Genomic DNA, 16,304 nt, shown 5'->3' with positions numbered 1-16,304 from the left:
CGGCGGGACGATGATGCCCGAATAGGGACGATCGTCGCAGGTCACCGTGCCGGCCACTGCCACGGCGGCTCATCCAGCCGGCCCTGCCCGGCCACAACGGTCCGGCCGTCCTCCTTGATCAGCTCGACCGCCCGCAGGTCGATGACGTACTGCTCGGCGGCCAGCCCAAGCGCGGCCGCGAACGGGCGCGAGTGCGTCACGACGACGGTCTGCGTACGGCCCGCGGTGGTCAGTACGAGATCGGCGAGGGGCCGGAGCAGATCAGGATGGAGGCTGGTCTCCGGCTCGTTGAGCACCATCAGCGCCGGGGGCCGAGGAGTCAGCAGGGCGGCCACCCAGAGCAGGAAGCGCAGCGTGCCGTCGGAGAGCTCGGCGGCGGTCAACGGGCGCAGAAGGCCCCGTTGACGCAACAACAGCTCGAAGCGGCCGTTCTCGACGCGTACCTCGATCCGGCTACCCGGAAAAGCCTGGTCCACCGCTTCGGCCAAGGCGTCTCGGTCACCGGTCTCGCGGATGGTCTCCAAGGCGGCGGCCAGATCGCTGCCGTCGGCCGACAACACCGGCGTACGCGTGCCGACTCCGGCCGCCCGGGCAGGCGCGCCCGAGTCCGTCCGGACGTGGTCGTAGAACCGCCACGAGCGCATCTGTTCGCGTACGCGCAGGACGTCGGGCGCTCGCTGTGGATCGGCCACCTCGCTGAGCATGCTGTCGAACGGCTGCACGTGCGCCACCGCGTCGTCCCATCGGCCTTCGGCGTCGCGGACGCGCACGACCGGTCCGTTTCGCTCGGTCAACGTCGTCGCCGGACGCAGGACCGGACCGGTGAAGACGGCCTCCCGCTTGATCTCGGGGTCGAGGGCGAATGCCGAGTCCTCACCCTTGGGCAGGCCCAGGTCCATCGCGTAGCCGAACTCATCGCCGGCATACCCCAGCAGAAGGCGTACCGGCCCGGTGCGGACGGTGCCTTGCAAGGGATGGCGTCCCGCGCGTACCGATCGGCTGACCTGTTCCGGTCCGGCCCACAGCGTCGAGGGCAGACCGCCCTCGCGGGCCAGCGCCGCGACCGCGCCGTTGCGGGCGGAATCGGCGAGTAGCCGTAGCGCCCGGTACAGGCTGGATTTCCCGCTGCCGTTGGCTCCGGTGACCACGTTCACGGTGCCCAGCGGAAGCACGAGGCGGCGTAGAGATCGATAGTTCTCGACGGCCAAAGTGGTGATCACCGATCCAGGGTATCGGGCGGTCATATCGGTCTCCATCAAAACCACAGCTCACGTGCCGTTAGCCTGGCTACGCTCCAAACATGACGCGGCAGACCGAACCCGGCGACGGGTACGAGGACGACGGACTGTTCCGGACGGTGATGTTCGGTTACGACACCGCTCAAGTGGACGATTACGTGAACGCCATCTGCGATGAGCTGAACGTCCTGGCGGTCGCGGTGAAGCGGCTGACTCCGGTCGAGGAGGAGCTGGCGGCGGCGCATACGGAGATCCGGCGTCTGCAGGGCCAGGTCTCGTCGGCCACCCCGAGTGCGGCGGCCAGCGCACGGATCACCCACATGCTGCGGATGGCCGAGGACGAGGCAGCGGTGATCCGGGCGGAGGCCGACCGGATACTCGCGCAGGCCCGGCAGGACGCCGACGCCATCCGGCGAGACGCCGAAGTGGACTGCGAACACGTCGCCGCCGCCCGGCGGCGCGAGAATCAGCAGGCTCGTGAGGACATCATCGCTGGAGCGCGTACCGAGGCGGCCCGGATCCTCTCCGACGCCAATCTGCGGAGCGGCAATCTCGCCGTCAGCGCGATCGTCTCCGTCAACGGGCACAACGGTTCTGCCAACGGCAGTGCCAACGGGTCGGTCAACGGGTCGGTCAACGGGTCGGTCAACGGCAGCGCCAAGAAGAGCAGCCCCGCCAAGGCCGGTTCGCCCAATGCCGGACCGGTCAACGGGAGCGGCCCGATTACGACTGGTCCGGCGGCCGGTGGACCGGCGAACGGGCCGGTGAAGGGCGTGGCCAAGGTGCCGGCCAGGAAGAACCCGCCGAAGAAGCGTACGCAGTCGCCTTAGAGCGCTTCGGCGGCGACGCGCAGATCGGCGACGAGGCCACGGAACATCGCCTCGCGATCGTCGGACCGGAGAACGGCCGACGGATGGATGGTCGCGACCAGCGAACTCGGCTCGGCGGGGAAGTCCTCCGGCCGGTCGGCGGCGTCGGGCCAGGGGAGCAGCTGACCCCGCGACTCCGTCACCTTGAACTTCGCGCCCAGCAACGCCTTGGCGGCCGAGGCGCCCAGCACCACCAGTACGCTCGGCCGCAGTACGGCGAGCTCCTGCACGAGCCAGGGACGGCAGGCCACGATCTCGGCCCGATTCGGTGTCTTGTGGATACGCCGTTTGCCGCGTTCCGGCGGCACGAACTTGAAGTGCTTGACCGCGTTGGTGACGTAGATGTCGGATCGCTGGAGACCGGCCTCGGTGATCGCCCGGTCCAGCAACCGCCCGGCCGGGCCGACGAACGGCTCACCGGCCCGGTCCTCGACGTCGCCCGGCTGCTCGCCGATCATGACGATCCGTGCGTCCGGCGGGCCCTCACCGAAGACGGTCTGCGTCGCCGCCCGATAGAGGTCGCAGCCGTGGCATCCCTCGGCCGCCGTCCGCAAGGCAGCCAGCGAACCCGGGTCGTCGGGCAGATAGTCCTCAGCCCCCATCAGATCCGCATTCCCGCCCCACCCGGCAGGCAAACCCGTAGATTCGCAGCATGAGCACCACGCTGCTGGATCTCAAGCTCGACCGGGCGTTCGGGCACCTGGACGTCAACGCCAACGGCCACATCGAACACGACGACGTAGTCGCCTTGGTGGCCCGGCTCGTGGCCGGATTCCGGGAGACACCGGCGAGCCCGAAGGCCAAGGCCCTGGCCGACGGGTTCGAGGAGTTCTGGCAGTCGCTGCTCATCGCGGTGGACGCCGACGGAGACCGGAAGCTGACGCCCGAGGAGTGGAACCTCGGCATGGTCCGGGCGTTCATCGACGCCGATAGCGGTTTCGACCGTCATTTCCGACCCGCCGTCGAGGCGGTCCTGCGGCTGGCCGACGCCGACGAGGACGGCCGGCTCGGCTTCGAGGAGTTCCAGACCATGCAGAAGGCGTTCGGCACCCGGCCGAAGGAGGCTCGGGAGGCCTTCGACCACCTCGACGCCGACGGCGACGGAGCTCTGACAGTCGAGGAATTGATTACCGCCGCCCGTCGTTACTACACCGGTCAGGGCGGGGCAGCCGGAGACTGGCTCTTCGGAAAGATCGGCTGACTTGAGTAGTGACAAGTTTCCGGCAAAGGCGCCGGGGGTACGATGCCGCGCATGTCCGAGCCGCGCAACGCCAGAAGTGCGCTGAACCTGCGGCTGGTCCTGGCGAGCTTCGGGTTGATCTTCACGCTCCCACTGGCCGTGTGGGCGGCCGTGGCGGGGTATCCGGTGCCGGCGCTCCTGCTGGGCGCGCTGGCCGTGATCGCCTTCATCGACCTGCTCGTGATCCAGGCTCGCCGGCGTCGACGGCACCGTGACGAACCGCCCGGTACGCATCACTCGCTGTTCGAATAGCGGGTCCGGCGTGGCGCGACGGGGATCACAGAAAACAAAGGACGCGTACGCCAAGATCGGGGAACATACCCGTCGGCGACTTTGTTCGTTAAGCCACCCAGACCATGTGGGGAGGAGGACAAGCAATGGCCACCATGACTGACTACGACGCCCCGCGGCGTTCCCTCGGCGACCTCGAGGAGGACAGCCTGGAGGAACTCAAGTCGCGTCGCACGTCGGCCCAGTCGCCGTCGGTGGATGTCGACGAGACGGAGGCGGCGGAGGGCTTCGAGCTTCCGGGGGCGGACCTCTCGGACGAGGAGCTCACCGTGACGGTCGTCCCGATGCGGGCCGACGAGTTCCGCTGCTCGCGATGCTTCTTGGTGCATCACCGCAGCCAGCTCGCCAAGCAGAAGGGCGACGAGCTCATCTGCTCCGAATGCGCCTGATCACACAGGCGTGACGGCCCCCGGCCGATGACGACCACGCGGCGGCGATCGGGGCGCAGACGATCAGGCGTGGAGGACCGCGACACCGTCGACGCGATCCTCAGCCAGATCCGTCAGCGCCCGATCCGCTTGGCTCAAGGCGTACCCGATGGTGTGGACGCGGAGCCGGTGCCGCGCCGCGAGGGAGAGGAACTCGCGGCCGTCGTCCCGGGTGTTGGCCGTGACGCTGCGCAGCGTGCGCTCATAGAAGAGGTGCTGCTCGTAGCGCAACGGCGGAATGTCGGAGAGATGGATGCCGGCGACGGCGAGGGTGCCACCGCGGTCGAGCGCCGCCAACGCGACGGGGACGAGATCCCCGACCGGCGCGAAGAGGATCGCGGAGTCCAGCCGTTCCGGCGGCCGCTCGCCTGCGCCCGTCGCGGACGCCGCGCCGAGCGAGAGCGCGAGTTCCTGCGCGGCCTTGGACCGGGTCATCACGTGTACGCGCGCCCCGAGCGCGATGGCGAGTTGCGCGGTCAGATGAGCCGATCCGCCGAACCCGTAGACGCCTAGTACGCCGCCTGGCGGAAGCGAACTCAGCCGCAACGCGCGATAGCCGATGATCCCGGCGCACAGCAGGGGTGCGACCTCCTCGTCCGGATAGTTCTCCGGCAGGTGGTACGCGTAGTCGGCGGGAGCGACGGCGTACTGCGCGTACCCGCCGTCGGCGTCCCAGCCGGTGTAGCGGGAGTTCGGGCACAGGTTCTCCGCACCGCGCTCGCAGTACGCACACTCGCCACAGGTGTGGCGTAACCACGCGACTCCGGCCCGATCCCCGAGTTCGAAGCCGTGGGTGTCCGGTCCGAGTCCGACGACTTCGCCTACGATCTCGTGCCCCGGTACGACGTGGGCCCGATGCGGTGGCAGATCGCCCTCCGTCACATGCAGATCGGTGCGGCACACCGCGCAGACGCTGACCCGGATGAGCAGCTCACCCGGGCCGGGCTCGGGCACCGGCCGTTCGACCAGCCGCAGTGGACCCGTACGCATCGGCCCCGGGTGGGCGACCTCCCAGGCCGTCATCTCCATGAGCCCATCCTGCGCCCCCGAGCGCCGTCAGCGCGTCAGACCCGGCGACGGCCGGCGAATCCACATTCCACCCGGTGGTACCACTCGATGTCGGCGTCGCCTTCAAGCCAGCACCAGAGCACCGCCCGGCCGTCGCGTACGCCGGGGAAGTCCAGGAGGACCGGTGCGTAACCCTTGATCTGGATCTCGTGCTCGGCCAGCTCTTCCAGCAGCGCGTGCAGCCGAGCCTCCAGCGCCTTGGCCTCGGGCAACCCGCCGAGCGGGCTACTGCCGTCGGTCGCGAGGTCGGCTTGCAACTCGGCCAGATCGGCCCGGGCTGCGATCAGCTCGTCGACGCGCGGGCGGACTTCGGCGTACCGGCGTCGGGCCTCCTCCAGCGTGAACACGCCCTCATTATGGGTCACAGCGGCGCGTACAGACCCCGGGCATGGTCGGTCCACGGCCGGTCGCCACCGCCTCCAGCCGCTCCGCGCCGGTCAGTGAGATGTGCGGGCGATGCTTGCCGTGGGTCAGGTCGCTCAGCGTGGGGACACCGGCAGCTTCCAGAGCATTCCACACATTTCGTACGCGTTGTGTAGGGACCGGGTCGAGGTAAAGCTCCAGCGCAGCGACCACGACACGCACAGTACTACTCCGTTCGAGTGATGACGGCGTGGCGCTGCGTCGGTCCTGGAAACCCCCCTATACGGACCTTAGCCTCCAAAGCTTAGAAGTCATATCAAGCAGGGTGGTAACGGTGCGTACTTCATGGTTGGCCCGGGCGGCGGCGATCGCCGCGACCGGCCTCATATTCCTTCTCGTCGGCGCGCGGCCCGCGCTCGCCGCTGACGTCATCCCGATCAACCCCGGTAACGTGCCGACGACCGCCTCCGGCTTCGGTACTCATCAGTGCGGCGACTTCGGCGATGGGCCCCTGCCCGACCAGGACATCTGGGTCTTCGTGCTGCCGAACCCACCGGCTCAGGGTGACTTCGTCACGGTCACGGTGACCTTCAAGGACCAGTCGAACGTCCTGCACGAGGTGAACGCGACGGTCGTGATGGTGAACGGGACGAGCAAGGCCTGGGCCGCCACGCCGGCCGGCTGGACGTTGACCGGCGGCACCGCGAGCATCACGGGCACCGGCACGCCGGCCGAGAACGCGCACTTCAACCTGACGCACACGTGCCCGGCGAGCGGCTCGCCGAGTCCCAGCCCGAGTTCGAGCAGCCCGAGCCCGAGTCCGAGCGTCAGCATCTCCCCGCTCGGCGGCTCCGAGTCGCCGTCGACCAGCGCGTCCACTTCGCCCATGGGCTCGCCTGGTCCCTCGGAGTCGACCACTCCGGGCCAGTCCACCAGCGCCGCGCCCGTGCCGAGCGGCTCGGTCAACACCGGTGGCGGTGGCAGCGCGGTCGGCATGAGCAGCGTCTTCCTCGGCGGAGGTGCGCTGCTCGGCGCGATCGCCGGCATCGGTTTCCTCCTGCTGGCCCGCCAGCGCCGTGACCTGGCGTAACGGTTCGCCTGACCGGGGGACCGGGCATCGGCCCGGCCCCCGGCCCGCCACGCCCATGGCAGCGTCCCGTCGTGCCGACCGCCGCGGCACGATGTTCCGGGTCGGCTGGTGGCTGGCCTGCGTGGCGCTGATGGTGACGGGTGGCTGGGGCATCGGCCAGCTCGTCACGGCCGCCCACAAACCGGGTACGCCGCCGCCGCTCCCGGCCCAGGTACTGGCCCTGCCGTCGGGCGGTCTCGCCCAGGCCGGAACCGGGATCTCCCCGATGGGCCGCTCGATCCCACGGAAGATCATCATCCCGAAGATCGGGCTGCGGGCGTGGATCGAGCAGATCGGGCTGCGTCCCGATGGCGCGATCGCGACCCCGTCCTTCGAGCGGGCCAACCACGCGTCCTGGTACAAGCTCGGGCCGACGCCGGGCGAGGCCGGTGCCTCCGTGATCATCGGTCACGTCGACACCAAGAAGAGCGTGGGCGTCTTCTACTACCTGACGCGACTGCGGCCCGGCGACGAGATCGAGGTCGAACGGGAGGACCGGACCACCGCCGTCTTCACGATCGAGTCGATGCAGTCGTTCCCGAAGGCGGCCTTCCCGGCCGACCGCGTGTACGCCGGTGGCTCGACGCCGGAGCTGCGGCTGATCACCTGCGGAGGGCGCTACAACCCGGCCGCCCACTCGTACTCCGACAACATCGTCGTCTTCGCGCGGCTGACCGGCGTACGCCCGCCGCCGCCTCCGCAAGTTTAGATCGACTTCTCTGAATGATAACTCGACTTTTAAAAAGTCGAGTTATCAATCATGTCGAGGCTCTACACCGGAGAGTGATTCGGGCTTGACCCGGCGAGGCTGATCACCAACCATCGGCACAACGGGTCAATACGGACAATTCTTTCGAGGTGATCGGGCATGACGAAGGTGTCCCGGCGAGCCGCCCTCGGCGGTGGGCTCGCGCTCGCAGCCGCGCCGTTTTTGCTGGCCGGGTCGCCGGTCGCGGCCGCCCGTCCCCGAGCGGAGTCGGGTATGCAGGGCCCGGTACGCCTCGGCGTCCTCACGCATACGACCGGTCCGCTGGCCGCGTACGCCCAACGGCAGCTGCTCGGTGTGCGTACGCGGGCCGATCAGGTCAACTCCGCCGGTGGGCACGGATCGGCACCCGAGATCGAGTTGCTCGTACGCGACGCGGGTGCGGACGAGAAATCGGCGGCTTCGGCGGCTTCGGCGTTGCTGGACGAAGGAGTGCACGCCGTTGTCGCGGCGACCGCGCCGTGGCTGGCCGACGCGGTTTCCGGCCAGTGCACGCTCGGCTGCGTACCGGTGATCTCTCCGGCGACGGGGATCGTCCCGACCAATCCGTACGCCTTCCAGTCTGCTCCGTCGGCGGCCCAAGTTCTGCGTACGCTGATGAAGGCGGCGCAGGCGGCCGGATTGACCAAGCTGGCCCATCTGGCGACGGACAAGCTGGCGTCACCGGCGATCGTCGAGCTCGTCCAGACCGAGGCGGCCAACCGAGGGTTGAGCATCGCCGGCTTCGAACCCGTCGCCGTGGACGCCACCGACCTGAAGGACGCCGCCGGAAAGCTCGTCGCCGCCAAGCCGGACGCGCTGGTGATCAGCGCATTGCCACCCCAGAGCGGGGCGGCGGTCCGAGACGCCCGGGCGGCCGGCTGGACGGGGCCGATCCTGCTCACTCCGGAAGGCGTGCACCCCGCTTTCCACTCGACCGCGGGGGACGCTGCTGAAGGCGTACAAGTGGTGAGTCCATGGCTGCCTGCGGCGGACTCGGCACCGGACAGCGTGCCCAACATCGCCACGGTCCGGCGCTTCGCGGGGGCCTTCGCGCCGAACGGACCCGCGAACCCGGCGGCCGGATTCGGCGCGGACGCCGTGGCGCTGACGCACCAGGCGTTCCTCGGGCACCGCGACCGGAAGATGGCCCGTGAGCAGCTGGAAAACGCTTGCTGCGTGGGGGTTTGCGGGGTCTACAACCTGACCGCCGCCGATCACAGTGGGCTGGCCGACGATGCGCTCACGGTGCTCACGTCGAAAGCCGGGAAATGGGGTATGGCGTAGTTGCAACAAACGCGTTAGAGTCTGCGGCAACGCTCGTCCGGACGGTTTCCCCCGTGATCGCCCGGACGAGCGTTCTTCATTCCGGCCGGGCCTGGCTAGAACAGTCCGGACGAGCGTTCCATGTATGTCAGAGCTCGTTGCGGACGGCCCAGAGCTCGGGGAACGGCCGTTCGTGCACGGTCTTCGCCAGCCAGCTCGCGCCGGCCGATCCGCCGCTGCCGGGCTTGTCGCCCATGACCCGCCAGACCGCGGTGAGATGCAACTGGCGCCAGCGGATGAAGCGTTCGGCGATCTCCATCAGCACCTCGCCCAGCTCGTACAGGTCGGGGTGCTCGTGTCCACTGTAGATGTCGAGCCAGGTCGTGCCGCGCCGCGTGAGGGCGGCCTTGGCCGCGTCGTCCAGGCTCGGCTCGGCGAGCTGTTTTTCCAGGTCGGCGACGACCGACGGCATCTCGGCGTGCGGGCAGACCATGCCCGGCCGCTTGTTGCCGAGCAGGAACTCGAGGTGGCGGTAGCCGTACGACTGGAAGCCCGACGCCTCGCCGAAGGCATCCCGGAACGCCCCGAACTCGTTCGGCGTCAGCGTCGCGAGGAGCTGCCACGAGCTGATCAGCACGTCCTGGGCCCCGACCGAGCGGCGCAGCGTGCGGGTCGCCGCCCGGACGTCGTCCGCGTCGAGCTGCGTGCGCGCCGTCTCCCACTCGCGGCGGAGCAGCGTGAACAACAGCTCCATCACCTGGGTGGCGACGATGAAGGAGTACTCGGCGGGGGCCTGCGTCCGCGGCGTCTGCAGGGACAGCAGCGTCTCCATATGGGTGTAGTCCGCGTAAGGGGTCGTTCCCGCGAACTCTACTTTTGGACCGCTGCCTCGTCTGCCGTAGACCATGACCCCATCAAACCGCTGTTCCGGGTGGTCTTTGAAGGGCCGTCGAAGCTCGTTACGGCGATTTGATCTTGTATTCGGCGGGCATTCGCCCGGTCGCGGTTTACGATCGTTAAGTGGACCCGGTGGACTGGCACATTCTGGACGAACTACAACGGGACGCCCGGCTCTCGTTCAACGAACTCTCGCGGCGGGTGAACCTCTCCGCGCCTGCTGTCGCCGAGCGCGTACGCCGTCTCCAGGAGACCGGTGTGATCACCGGCTACCACGCTCACGTCGACCTCGCGAAGGCCGGACGGCAGGCCACCGCGCTCATCCGGATGCACTGCTACGGGCCGACCTGCCTGCTGCGGGAACCCGCCGTGGCGGATTGGCCCGAGGTCCTGCAGATGCATCGAGTCAGCGGCGACGCCTGCTGCGCGCTCAAGGTCTCGGTGTCTTCGATGGCGGAGCTGGAACGCTTCATCGACCGGCTGGCCGGGTACGGGCGGCCGTCCACCGCCATGATCTTGTCCAGCCCCATCACGTGGCGTCCGGTCACGCCCCTCTGACCGGCCTTTGCGCTTTGGGGCGCTGGATCAGGGATCTCGGTCGAATCATGGGCCAAGATTCGACCCGGAACCCTGATCCAGCGCCCGGAAAGTCAGGTGATGCGGGAGCGAGTAAGCGGGAAGTCGCGGTAGGACGAGGAGTCGACGATCGTCCGCAGCCGGACGAAGGCGTCGTAGACCTCGGCGAAGGTCGTGTAGAGCGGAGCGAAACCGATCCGGAGCCGGTCCGGCGTACGGAAGTCGGGGATGACGCCCGCATGCTTCCAGGCCTGGCAGATCTGCCAAGCCGCCTCGTGATGCAGCGTCACGTGCGCCCCGCGCTTCGCCGGATCGCGGGGGCTGGCCAGCCGCAGGCCCAACGGAGCCAGCCACTCGTCGAAGAGCTCGATCGCGTACTGCCCGAGCTGCGCGCCCTTGGCCGCGATCCGGTCGACGCCCGCCTCCGCGGTCAGCTTGGCGCCTTCCCAGGCGGCGTACCCGCCCATGACCGGGGTGGAGCTGATCAGGAAGCGCTCCACTGTGGGCACCGGGTCGTAGTCGAAGCCCATGTCGAACTGGTTGGCCTGGCCGAACCAGCCCCAGATCGGCTGGCGCAGCGACTCCTGGAGGTCACGCCGCACGTAGAGGAAGCCGGGCGCGCCCGGTCCGCCGTTCAAATGCTTGTAGGTGCAGCCGATCGCCAGGTCCGCGCCCGACTCGCGCAGCGGCGTCGGTACCGCGCCCGCCGCGTGGCACAGGTCCCAGAGCATGATCGCGCCCGCGTCGTGCGCGGCCTGCGTGATCGCCACCATGTCCGCGATCGCTCCCGACCGGTACGCCACATGCTGCAGGCTGATCACCGCGACTTCGCCGGCGGGGCAGGCGGCGATCGCCGCGCGTACCTGGTCGGCGGTGACGCCGAGGTCCAGATCGGTCTTGATGACTTCCAGCCGCATACCGCGGGCGTCGGCGACGCCTTGGAGGACGTACTGGTCGGACGGGAAATTGTCGTCGTCGGTGATGATCACCGATCGGCCCGGCCGGGCGTCGCAGGCGGCGACGGCGAGTTTGTAGAGGTTGACGCTGGCGGTGTCGCACAGCAGCACCTCGCCCGGGTCCACCCCGAGTACGCCGGTGGCCAGCACGTCACCGGCATCGCGGGCCAGCGTGATCCAGCGGTCCCAGCCGCGGACGAGGTCGGTGCCCCACTCCTCGTCGAGCAGCTTGCGCAGCCGGTCCCGGGTGGCCAGCGGCGGGCGGCCGAGCGAGTTGCCGTCGAGGTAGATCAGGTCGGGCTCGGCGTCGGGGTAGAAGAAGCGCGCGCGGTACTCGGCCAGCGGGTCGGCGGCGTCGAGCGTTCGGGCGCGGGTCAGGAGGTCATCCACGCCGCCGACTCTACTTTCACCCTGCGGATCACGGTTGTGCATGCTGCCCGCGCGCGGGACGCTTGCACAACCGTGATCCGCAGCTGACGGGGTCAGCGGACGAACGAGTTGGTGAGGTTGGGCCGCCCACTGGTGGGGCTCAGGAACACGCCGCCCAGCCCCGGCCCGTGCAACAGGTACGCACTAGCGGACACGGTCGGGATCAGGGGGGCGTACCGGGACATGACGTCGTGATCGAGCTGGCCGTAGAGTGGCGCGGCCGCCGAGCGGTCGGTCATCGCGGCCAGCTCGTCGAGCCGGGTGTTGACGCACGGTTCGTCGAACTTCGAGAAGTTCACGCTCCATCCGGCGGCGAGGCTGCCCCCGTGCAGCAATGTTCCGAGGGTGGCGTTGCCGTCTGGGAAGTCGGCGACCCAAGCGCTGTACATCAGGTCGCAGGTCGAGTCGGTCGCGCCGATGATGCCCCAGTAATCGGCCGCGTTCAGCGGAGTCGGCGTGATCCGGAAGCCCGCCCGTTGCAGACCCGTACGCACGACGGCCGCCCCCGTGGCGTCGTCAGGCGTGTCGGGATAGCAGTACGTGAGGGTGGGCTTTCGTCCGCGCAGCAACTGCTTGGCCTTGGTCACGTCGCCGTGCCCGCCACTCGCGTACGCGTCATAGTCCAGCCAGCCCGGCATGGTGGGCGAGAGGACGGTGGTCAACGGTGCTCCGACGGCCGGACCGCCTTGGGCGTCGAGGAGCGCACCGCGGTCGAACGCCCAGTTCAGCGCCTTGCGTACGGAGACGTCGGTGACTCGGCGAGTGTTGATGTTGATGTACTTCGCGAGCCCGGTCGGGCCGGCGAGCGTACGGGTGGACAAGGCGGGATCGCCCTGGACGACGGGGATCTGGTCGGCCGCGACGTTCGCCGTCATGACGGCCGCCATGTCTGCGCCCGACGCGGTCAGCAGGCGCTGGGTCTGCGTCGCCCGGTCGACCGTCCATTCGATCTGAACGGTGTCGGCGTACTGGTGACGGAGGGGGTCGGAGGCCGGATTCCAGGCGGGATTGCGGCCGAGGGTCAGCGACACCCCGGGCACCTCGGCGATCCGCCGGTACGGGCCGGTGGCCAGGAAGGTCCGGTCGTAGTCGGCTTGGGTGTCCGCCGCCTGCGGAACCGGCGTCGTCGTCGGGAACGCCACCAGGAACGGCAGTTCGGGGTGCGGTTGGGCGAAGGTGAAGACCAGCGTCCGGTCGTCGGGGAGGCTGATTCCGGGCGGGATCGGTGATCCGGCGTACGGGCCGGTGTAGGCGCCTGAGGGATCCAGCGCGGGCTGGAGGTAGTGCGCGCCGAACGCGCCCTGGTCGCTGAAGGACCGCGCGATCCCGTACGCGATGTCGCGCGAAGTGATCGGGCTGCCGTTCTCGAACGTGATCCCGGGCCGGAGGTGATAGGTCCAGACTCGCCCGCCGTCGGTGCTCTCCCCGGCGTTCGTCGCGAGGTCCCCGACGAGTCGAGTCGGCCCGCCGTTCGGATCTTCCAGGTACGCCGTCAGCGTCCGATGGAACAGTTGCGACGACAGCTCGACGATGTCATAGATCTGCTGTGGATCGAGGTGGGCCGGAGGAGCGTCCTGCAGCCAGGTGACTTGACCGCCCGTACGCGCCCCCGGCACGGCTGGGGCGGGCGCAGGCGTCGTCCCGGCGAAGTCGAGCACGACCTCCGACGGGGTTGCCGCAGCAACGGCCGTCGCCGGTACGCCGACCAGCCCGGTCGCCACCAGCGCAAGAGCAAGAATGCGTCTCATGCGCGGACGGTAGAGCGATCGGCCGCCGATCCCGGCGTCGCTTAAGCCAGGAGTGAAGCGACCTATTGTGTGCACGGTCGCGGGCCGCTACCGTGTCGGCATCCAGAAATCGGTTACTACCGAACTGTGGGAGCCCTCATGACGTGGTCCCGACGCGACTTCCTCCGCATCTCCGGCGTGACAGCGACGACCTCCCTGGTCACTGCGACGACTCTCGGCACACCCGCCTGGGCCGCCGACGAGTACGACGCTCTCCGGCAACGCCGAGTGGACATGATCCTTGGAACCGGTTACAGCCCCACGGCCGAGCCGTACGCGACCAAGCTCGCTCAAGCGGGGCAAGTCGCGGCGGACTACCAGGCCGCGATGGCGCCCACGACCGGATCTCTCTGGCCGGACCTGCCCATCGGCACGGTCAGCGCCAACGTCACGGGGACCCTGGGCCGGCTCGGCGCGCTCGCGCGGGCGTACGCGTTGCCGGGAACCGGCCTCACCGGCGACTCCGGCGTTCTCGCCGACGTGGTGAGCGGGCTGGACTGGGTGGCCGCGCACGCGTACACCGCGACGGCGGCGACCTATGACAACTGGTGGGACTGGCAGATCGGCTCGCCGCAGTCGCTGCTCGACACGATATGCCTGGTGTACTCGGCGTTGTCCAGTACGCAGATCTCGACCTACCTCGCCGCGGTGGATCACTATCTGCCGGACTCGCTAGTCTCGGCGTACGCGGGGACGAGCACCGGGGCGAACCGGGTGGACCTGTGCCGGGGCCTGGCCCTCCGGGGTGTAGTCGGCAAGAACTCCGCCAAGATCGCCCTGGCCCGGGATGCGCTGTCGCCGGTGTTCCCGCTGGTAGTCGTGGGCGACGGGTACTACGCCGACGGCTCGTTCCTCCAGCACACCCGAGTCCCGTACGCCGGAACCTACGGCGCGGTCCTGCTCGGCGGGCTGGGGATGCTCTTCAAACTCCTGGCCGGCTCGACCTGGGCGGTCACCGATCCGAACCGGCAGCTCGTCTTCGACTCCGTCGAGAAGTCGTACGCCCCGTTCCTGTTCAACGGGCTGATGATGGACGGCGTCTCGGGCCGGGCGATCAGCCGGGGCCTGACCGCCGCCGATCCACTGCAGATCCCGCAGGACGACCACACCCGCGGGCACGGCCTCGTCGGCGGCATCCTCATGCTGGCCGACGCGGCGAGCGCGACCGAACGCGCACGCTGGCGCGGCCTGGTCAAGGGCTGGCTGCAACGCGACTACTGGAAGCCCTTCACCGGCGACCTGTCGCTGGGCATCCCGACGCTCGCCGCCGGACAGGCCGTACTCGCCGACAGCAGCGTGACGGCCATCGCGGAACCGGTGAACAGCAAGGTGTTCGGCGCGATGGATCGGGCGACGCATCGCCGGGCGAAGTGGGCGCTCGCCGTGAGCATGTGCTCTTCGCGGACGACCTACTACGAGACCGGCAACGGGGAGAACCTGCACGGCTGGCACACCGGCAACGGCATGACGTATTGGTGGGGCGACACCTTCGGCAACGGTCAGTACTCCGACTCCTATTGGCCGACTGTGGACCCGTATCGGCTGCCGGGCGTGACCGCCTCGCGCAAGGCGCTCGCCGACGCCGCCGGTGGCGCGTGGGGCGCGTCCTATCCGGCCACGACCTGGGTCGGCGGCGCGACCGACGGCACCTACTCCGCGCTGGGGCAGGACACTCGCGGCCTCCAGTCCACCCTGACCGGCAAGAAGTCCTGGTTCTGCCTCGACGACTCGGTGGTCTGCCTCGGGGCCGGCATCACCTGCACCGACGGCGTCGCGGTCGAGACCACTGTGGACAATCGGAATCTGGGTCCGGGCACGGGAAACCAGGCCTTCACGGTGGACGGCGTCGCGCAGTCCACCGCGATGGGCTGGTCGGCGACCTTCACCGGCGCGGACTGGGCCTGCCTGTCCGGCTTCGGCGGCTACCTCTTCCCTGGTGGGGCCACGGTCAAGGCGCTGCGCGAGGCGCGTACCGGGGCGTGGAGTTCGATCAACACCGGCGGGTCTACCACCGCGCTCACCCGCAAGTACCTCACGCTTTGGGTTGATCACGGGACAGATCCGGTCGGTTCGGCGTACAACTATGTCCTGATGCCGGGCGCCGACGCGACGATGACCGCCGCGCGAGCCGCGAATCCCACCGTGACCACAGTTTCGAACACCACGAGCGTGCAGGCGATCGCGGACGGTGCCTCCGGCGTGACCGCCGCGAACTTCTTCACCGCCGGCACCGCGGGTCCGATCACCGTGTCCGGGCCGTGCTCGGTCCTGGTCCGCGAGTCCGGCGGCACGCTGCGCGTCAGCGTGGCCGACCCCACCAGGTCCGCGACGACGCTCACGGTCACGATCAACATCAACGGGTACGCGACCGCGACCGGAGATCCGCAGGTGACGGTCCTGGGGCTCGCACCGATCAAGCTGCTGGTCGAGACGGGTGGCGCGCTCGGCGCGAGCCGGACGATCACGTTCGGGACCGGTTCGGCGGTGACCCCGGCGACTCCGTCCACAGTGGTCCCGATGGCCGACGCCTACGTGCGCGACGGCTCCTACGCGAGCACGAACTACGGCAGCGACTCGGCGTTGGTGGTGAAGAACGACGCGACCGGGTACGCCCGAAGGTCTTTCCTCAAGTTCGACCTCTCCGGACTGCCCGCCGCGCCGCGCCGGGCGATCCTCTGGGTCTACGGCGAGACGGCCGATTCCGCCGGTACGCACACCGCGTTCTCCGCCTACGGCGTCTCCGTCGACAGCTGGACCGAGACGGGGGTCACCTGGAGTACGCAGCCCGCGCTGGGAACGGTGCTCGACACCCGCACGATCGGCGACGTGAAGGACTGGATTCCATTGGACGTGACGGCGTTCGCCCAAGCCCAGTACGCCGGCGACCGAATCCTCACCGTGGGGCTCGCCGCGGCGGCGAAGAGTCTCGCGGTCACCCTGAACAGCCGCAGTAACACGGTCAATCCGCCGTTCCTCGAAGTGCTCTCCTAGCCCGCTTTTTGGCGCTGGCGCTTTTTGGCGC

At 69.1% G+C, this 16,304-nt stretch carries 16 protein-coding genes; 9 read left to right on the top strand and 7 right to left on the bottom strand.

Annotated features, from left to right (window positions below; all coding sequences use genetic code 11):
• Positions 1-41: 41 nt before the first annotated feature.
• Positions 42-1,220, bottom strand: coding sequence for an AAA family ATPase (locus HOV77_RS33755; protein ID WP_290870172.1), 1,179 nt, complete (start codon positions 1,218-1,220; stop codon positions 42-44).
• An 80-nt stretch (positions 1,221-1,300) separates the two neighbouring features.
• Here HOV77_RS33755 and HOV77_RS33750 point away from each other — a divergent pair, with 80 nt between their 5' ends.
• Positions 1,301-2,068 carry a DivIVA domain-containing protein gene (locus tag HOV77_RS33750; protein ID WP_290870170.1) on the top strand — a complete coding sequence of 256 codons (768 nt, stop codon included), beginning with the start codon at positions 1,301-1,303 and terminating at the stop codon, positions 2,066-2,068.
• Here the strand turns inward: HOV77_RS33750 and HOV77_RS33745 are convergent.
• Positions 2,065-2,709 carry a UdgX family uracil-DNA binding protein gene (locus tag HOV77_RS33745; protein ID WP_290870167.1) on the bottom strand — a complete coding sequence of 215 codons (645 nt, stop codon included), beginning with the start codon at positions 2,707-2,709 and terminating at the stop codon, positions 2,065-2,067. The two genes, HOV77_RS33750 and HOV77_RS33745, sit on opposite strands and share 4 nt — an antisense overlap.
• Before the next feature lie 50 nt (positions 2,710-2,759).
• On the opposite strand from HOV77_RS33745, the gene HOV77_RS33740 reads away from it, so the two are divergent.
• From HOV77_RS33740 to HOV77_RS33730, 3 genes are all read left to right on the top strand, one after another.
• Positions 2,760-3,308 (top strand): EF-hand domain-containing protein, encoded by a 549-nt coding sequence (locus tag HOV77_RS33740; protein ID WP_290870164.1) that lies wholly within the window; start codon positions 2,760-2,762, stop codon positions 3,306-3,308.
• 42 nt (positions 3,309-3,350) lie between these two features.
• Positions 3,351-3,599 (top strand): DUF6343 family protein, encoded by a 249-nt coding sequence (locus tag HOV77_RS33735; protein WP_363261435.1) that lies wholly within the window; start codon positions 3,351-3,353, stop codon positions 3,597-3,599.
• Positions 3,600-3,733: 134 nt separating this feature from the next.
• Positions 3,734-4,027: a DUF4193 domain-containing protein gene (locus tag HOV77_RS33730; protein ID WP_290870215.1), complete on the top strand. Its 294-nt coding sequence runs from the start codon at positions 3,734-3,736 to the stop codon at positions 4,025-4,027.
• 63 nt (positions 4,028-4,090) lie between these two features.
• On the opposite strand, the gene HOV77_RS33725 is transcribed toward HOV77_RS33730, so the two are convergent.
• The gene (locus tag HOV77_RS33725; RefSeq protein ID WP_290870157.1) at positions 4,091-5,095 is read right to left on the bottom strand and encodes a zinc-binding alcohol dehydrogenase family protein; all 1,005 of its coding nucleotides are present in this window, start codon (positions 5,093-5,095) and stop codon (positions 4,091-4,093) included.
• 35 nt (positions 5,096-5,130) lie between these two features.
• Positions 5,131-5,481, bottom strand: a complete 351-nt coding sequence (locus HOV77_RS33720) for a DUF2203 domain-containing protein (RefSeq protein WP_290870154.1) — start codon at positions 5,479-5,481, stop codon at positions 5,131-5,133.
• A gap of 350 nt (positions 5,482-5,831) precedes the next feature.
• Here HOV77_RS33720 and HOV77_RS33715 point away from each other — a divergent pair, with 350 nt between their 5' ends.
• From HOV77_RS33715 to HOV77_RS33705, 3 genes are all read left to right on the top strand, one after another.
• A complete protein-coding gene (locus HOV77_RS33715; RefSeq protein ID WP_290870151.1) occupies positions 5,832-6,587 on the top strand; it encodes a hypothetical protein in 756 nt (251 codons plus the stop codon).
• A 55-nt stretch (positions 6,588-6,642) separates the two neighbouring features.
• Positions 6,643-7,335 (top strand): class F sortase, encoded by a 693-nt coding sequence (locus HOV77_RS33710; protein ID WP_290870148.1) that lies wholly within the window; start codon positions 6,643-6,645, stop codon positions 7,333-7,335.
• Positions 7,336-7,494: 159 nt separating this feature from the next.
• Positions 7,495-8,658 carry an ABC transporter substrate-binding protein gene (locus tag HOV77_RS33705; protein ID WP_290870145.1) on the top strand — a complete coding sequence of 388 codons (1,164 nt, stop codon included), beginning with the start codon at positions 7,495-7,497 and terminating at the stop codon, positions 8,656-8,658.
• Positions 8,659-8,785: 127 nt separating this feature from the next.
• Here HOV77_RS33705 and HOV77_RS33700 read toward each other — a convergent pair whose 3' ends face one another.
• A complete protein-coding gene (locus HOV77_RS33700) occupies positions 8,786-9,544 on the bottom strand; it encodes a tryptophan 2,3-dioxygenase family protein (RefSeq protein WP_290870142.1) in 759 nt (252 codons plus the stop codon).
• Positions 9,545-9,657: 113 nt separating this feature from the next.
• Here HOV77_RS33700 and HOV77_RS33695 point away from each other — a divergent pair, with 113 nt between their 5' ends.
• A complete protein-coding gene (locus HOV77_RS33695) occupies positions 9,658-10,092 on the top strand; it encodes an Lrp/AsnC family transcriptional regulator (RefSeq protein WP_290870139.1) in 435 nt (144 codons plus the stop codon).
• 92 nt (positions 10,093-10,184) lie between these two features.
• Here HOV77_RS33695 and HOV77_RS33690 read toward each other — a convergent pair whose 3' ends face one another.
• Together HOV77_RS33690 and HOV77_RS33685 are read right to left on the bottom strand one after the other, a co-directional pair.
• Positions 10,185-11,456, bottom strand: coding sequence for an aminotransferase class V-fold PLP-dependent enzyme (locus HOV77_RS33690; RefSeq protein WP_290870136.1), 1,272 nt, complete (start codon positions 11,454-11,456; stop codon positions 10,185-10,187).
• A gap of 92 nt (positions 11,457-11,548) precedes the next feature.
• Positions 11,549-13,243, bottom strand: a complete 1,695-nt coding sequence (locus HOV77_RS33685) for an ABC transporter substrate-binding protein (protein WP_290870133.1) — start codon at positions 13,241-13,243, stop codon at positions 11,549-11,551.
• A 138-nt stretch (positions 13,244-13,381) separates the two neighbouring features.
• On the opposite strand from HOV77_RS33685, the gene HOV77_RS33680 reads away from it, so the two are divergent.
• Positions 13,382-16,273: a polysaccharide lyase family 8 super-sandwich domain-containing protein gene (locus tag HOV77_RS33680; protein ID WP_290870130.1), complete on the top strand. Its 2,892-nt coding sequence runs from the start codon at positions 13,382-13,384 to the stop codon at positions 16,271-16,273.
• Positions 16,274-16,304: the final 31 nt, after the last annotated feature.

This window comes from Hamadaea sp. (genome assembly GCF_013362815.1).
GTDB lineage: Bacteria > Actinomycetota > Actinomycetes > Mycobacteriales > Micromonosporaceae > Hamadaea.
This window is presented reverse-complemented; position numbering and strand designations above follow the sequence as displayed.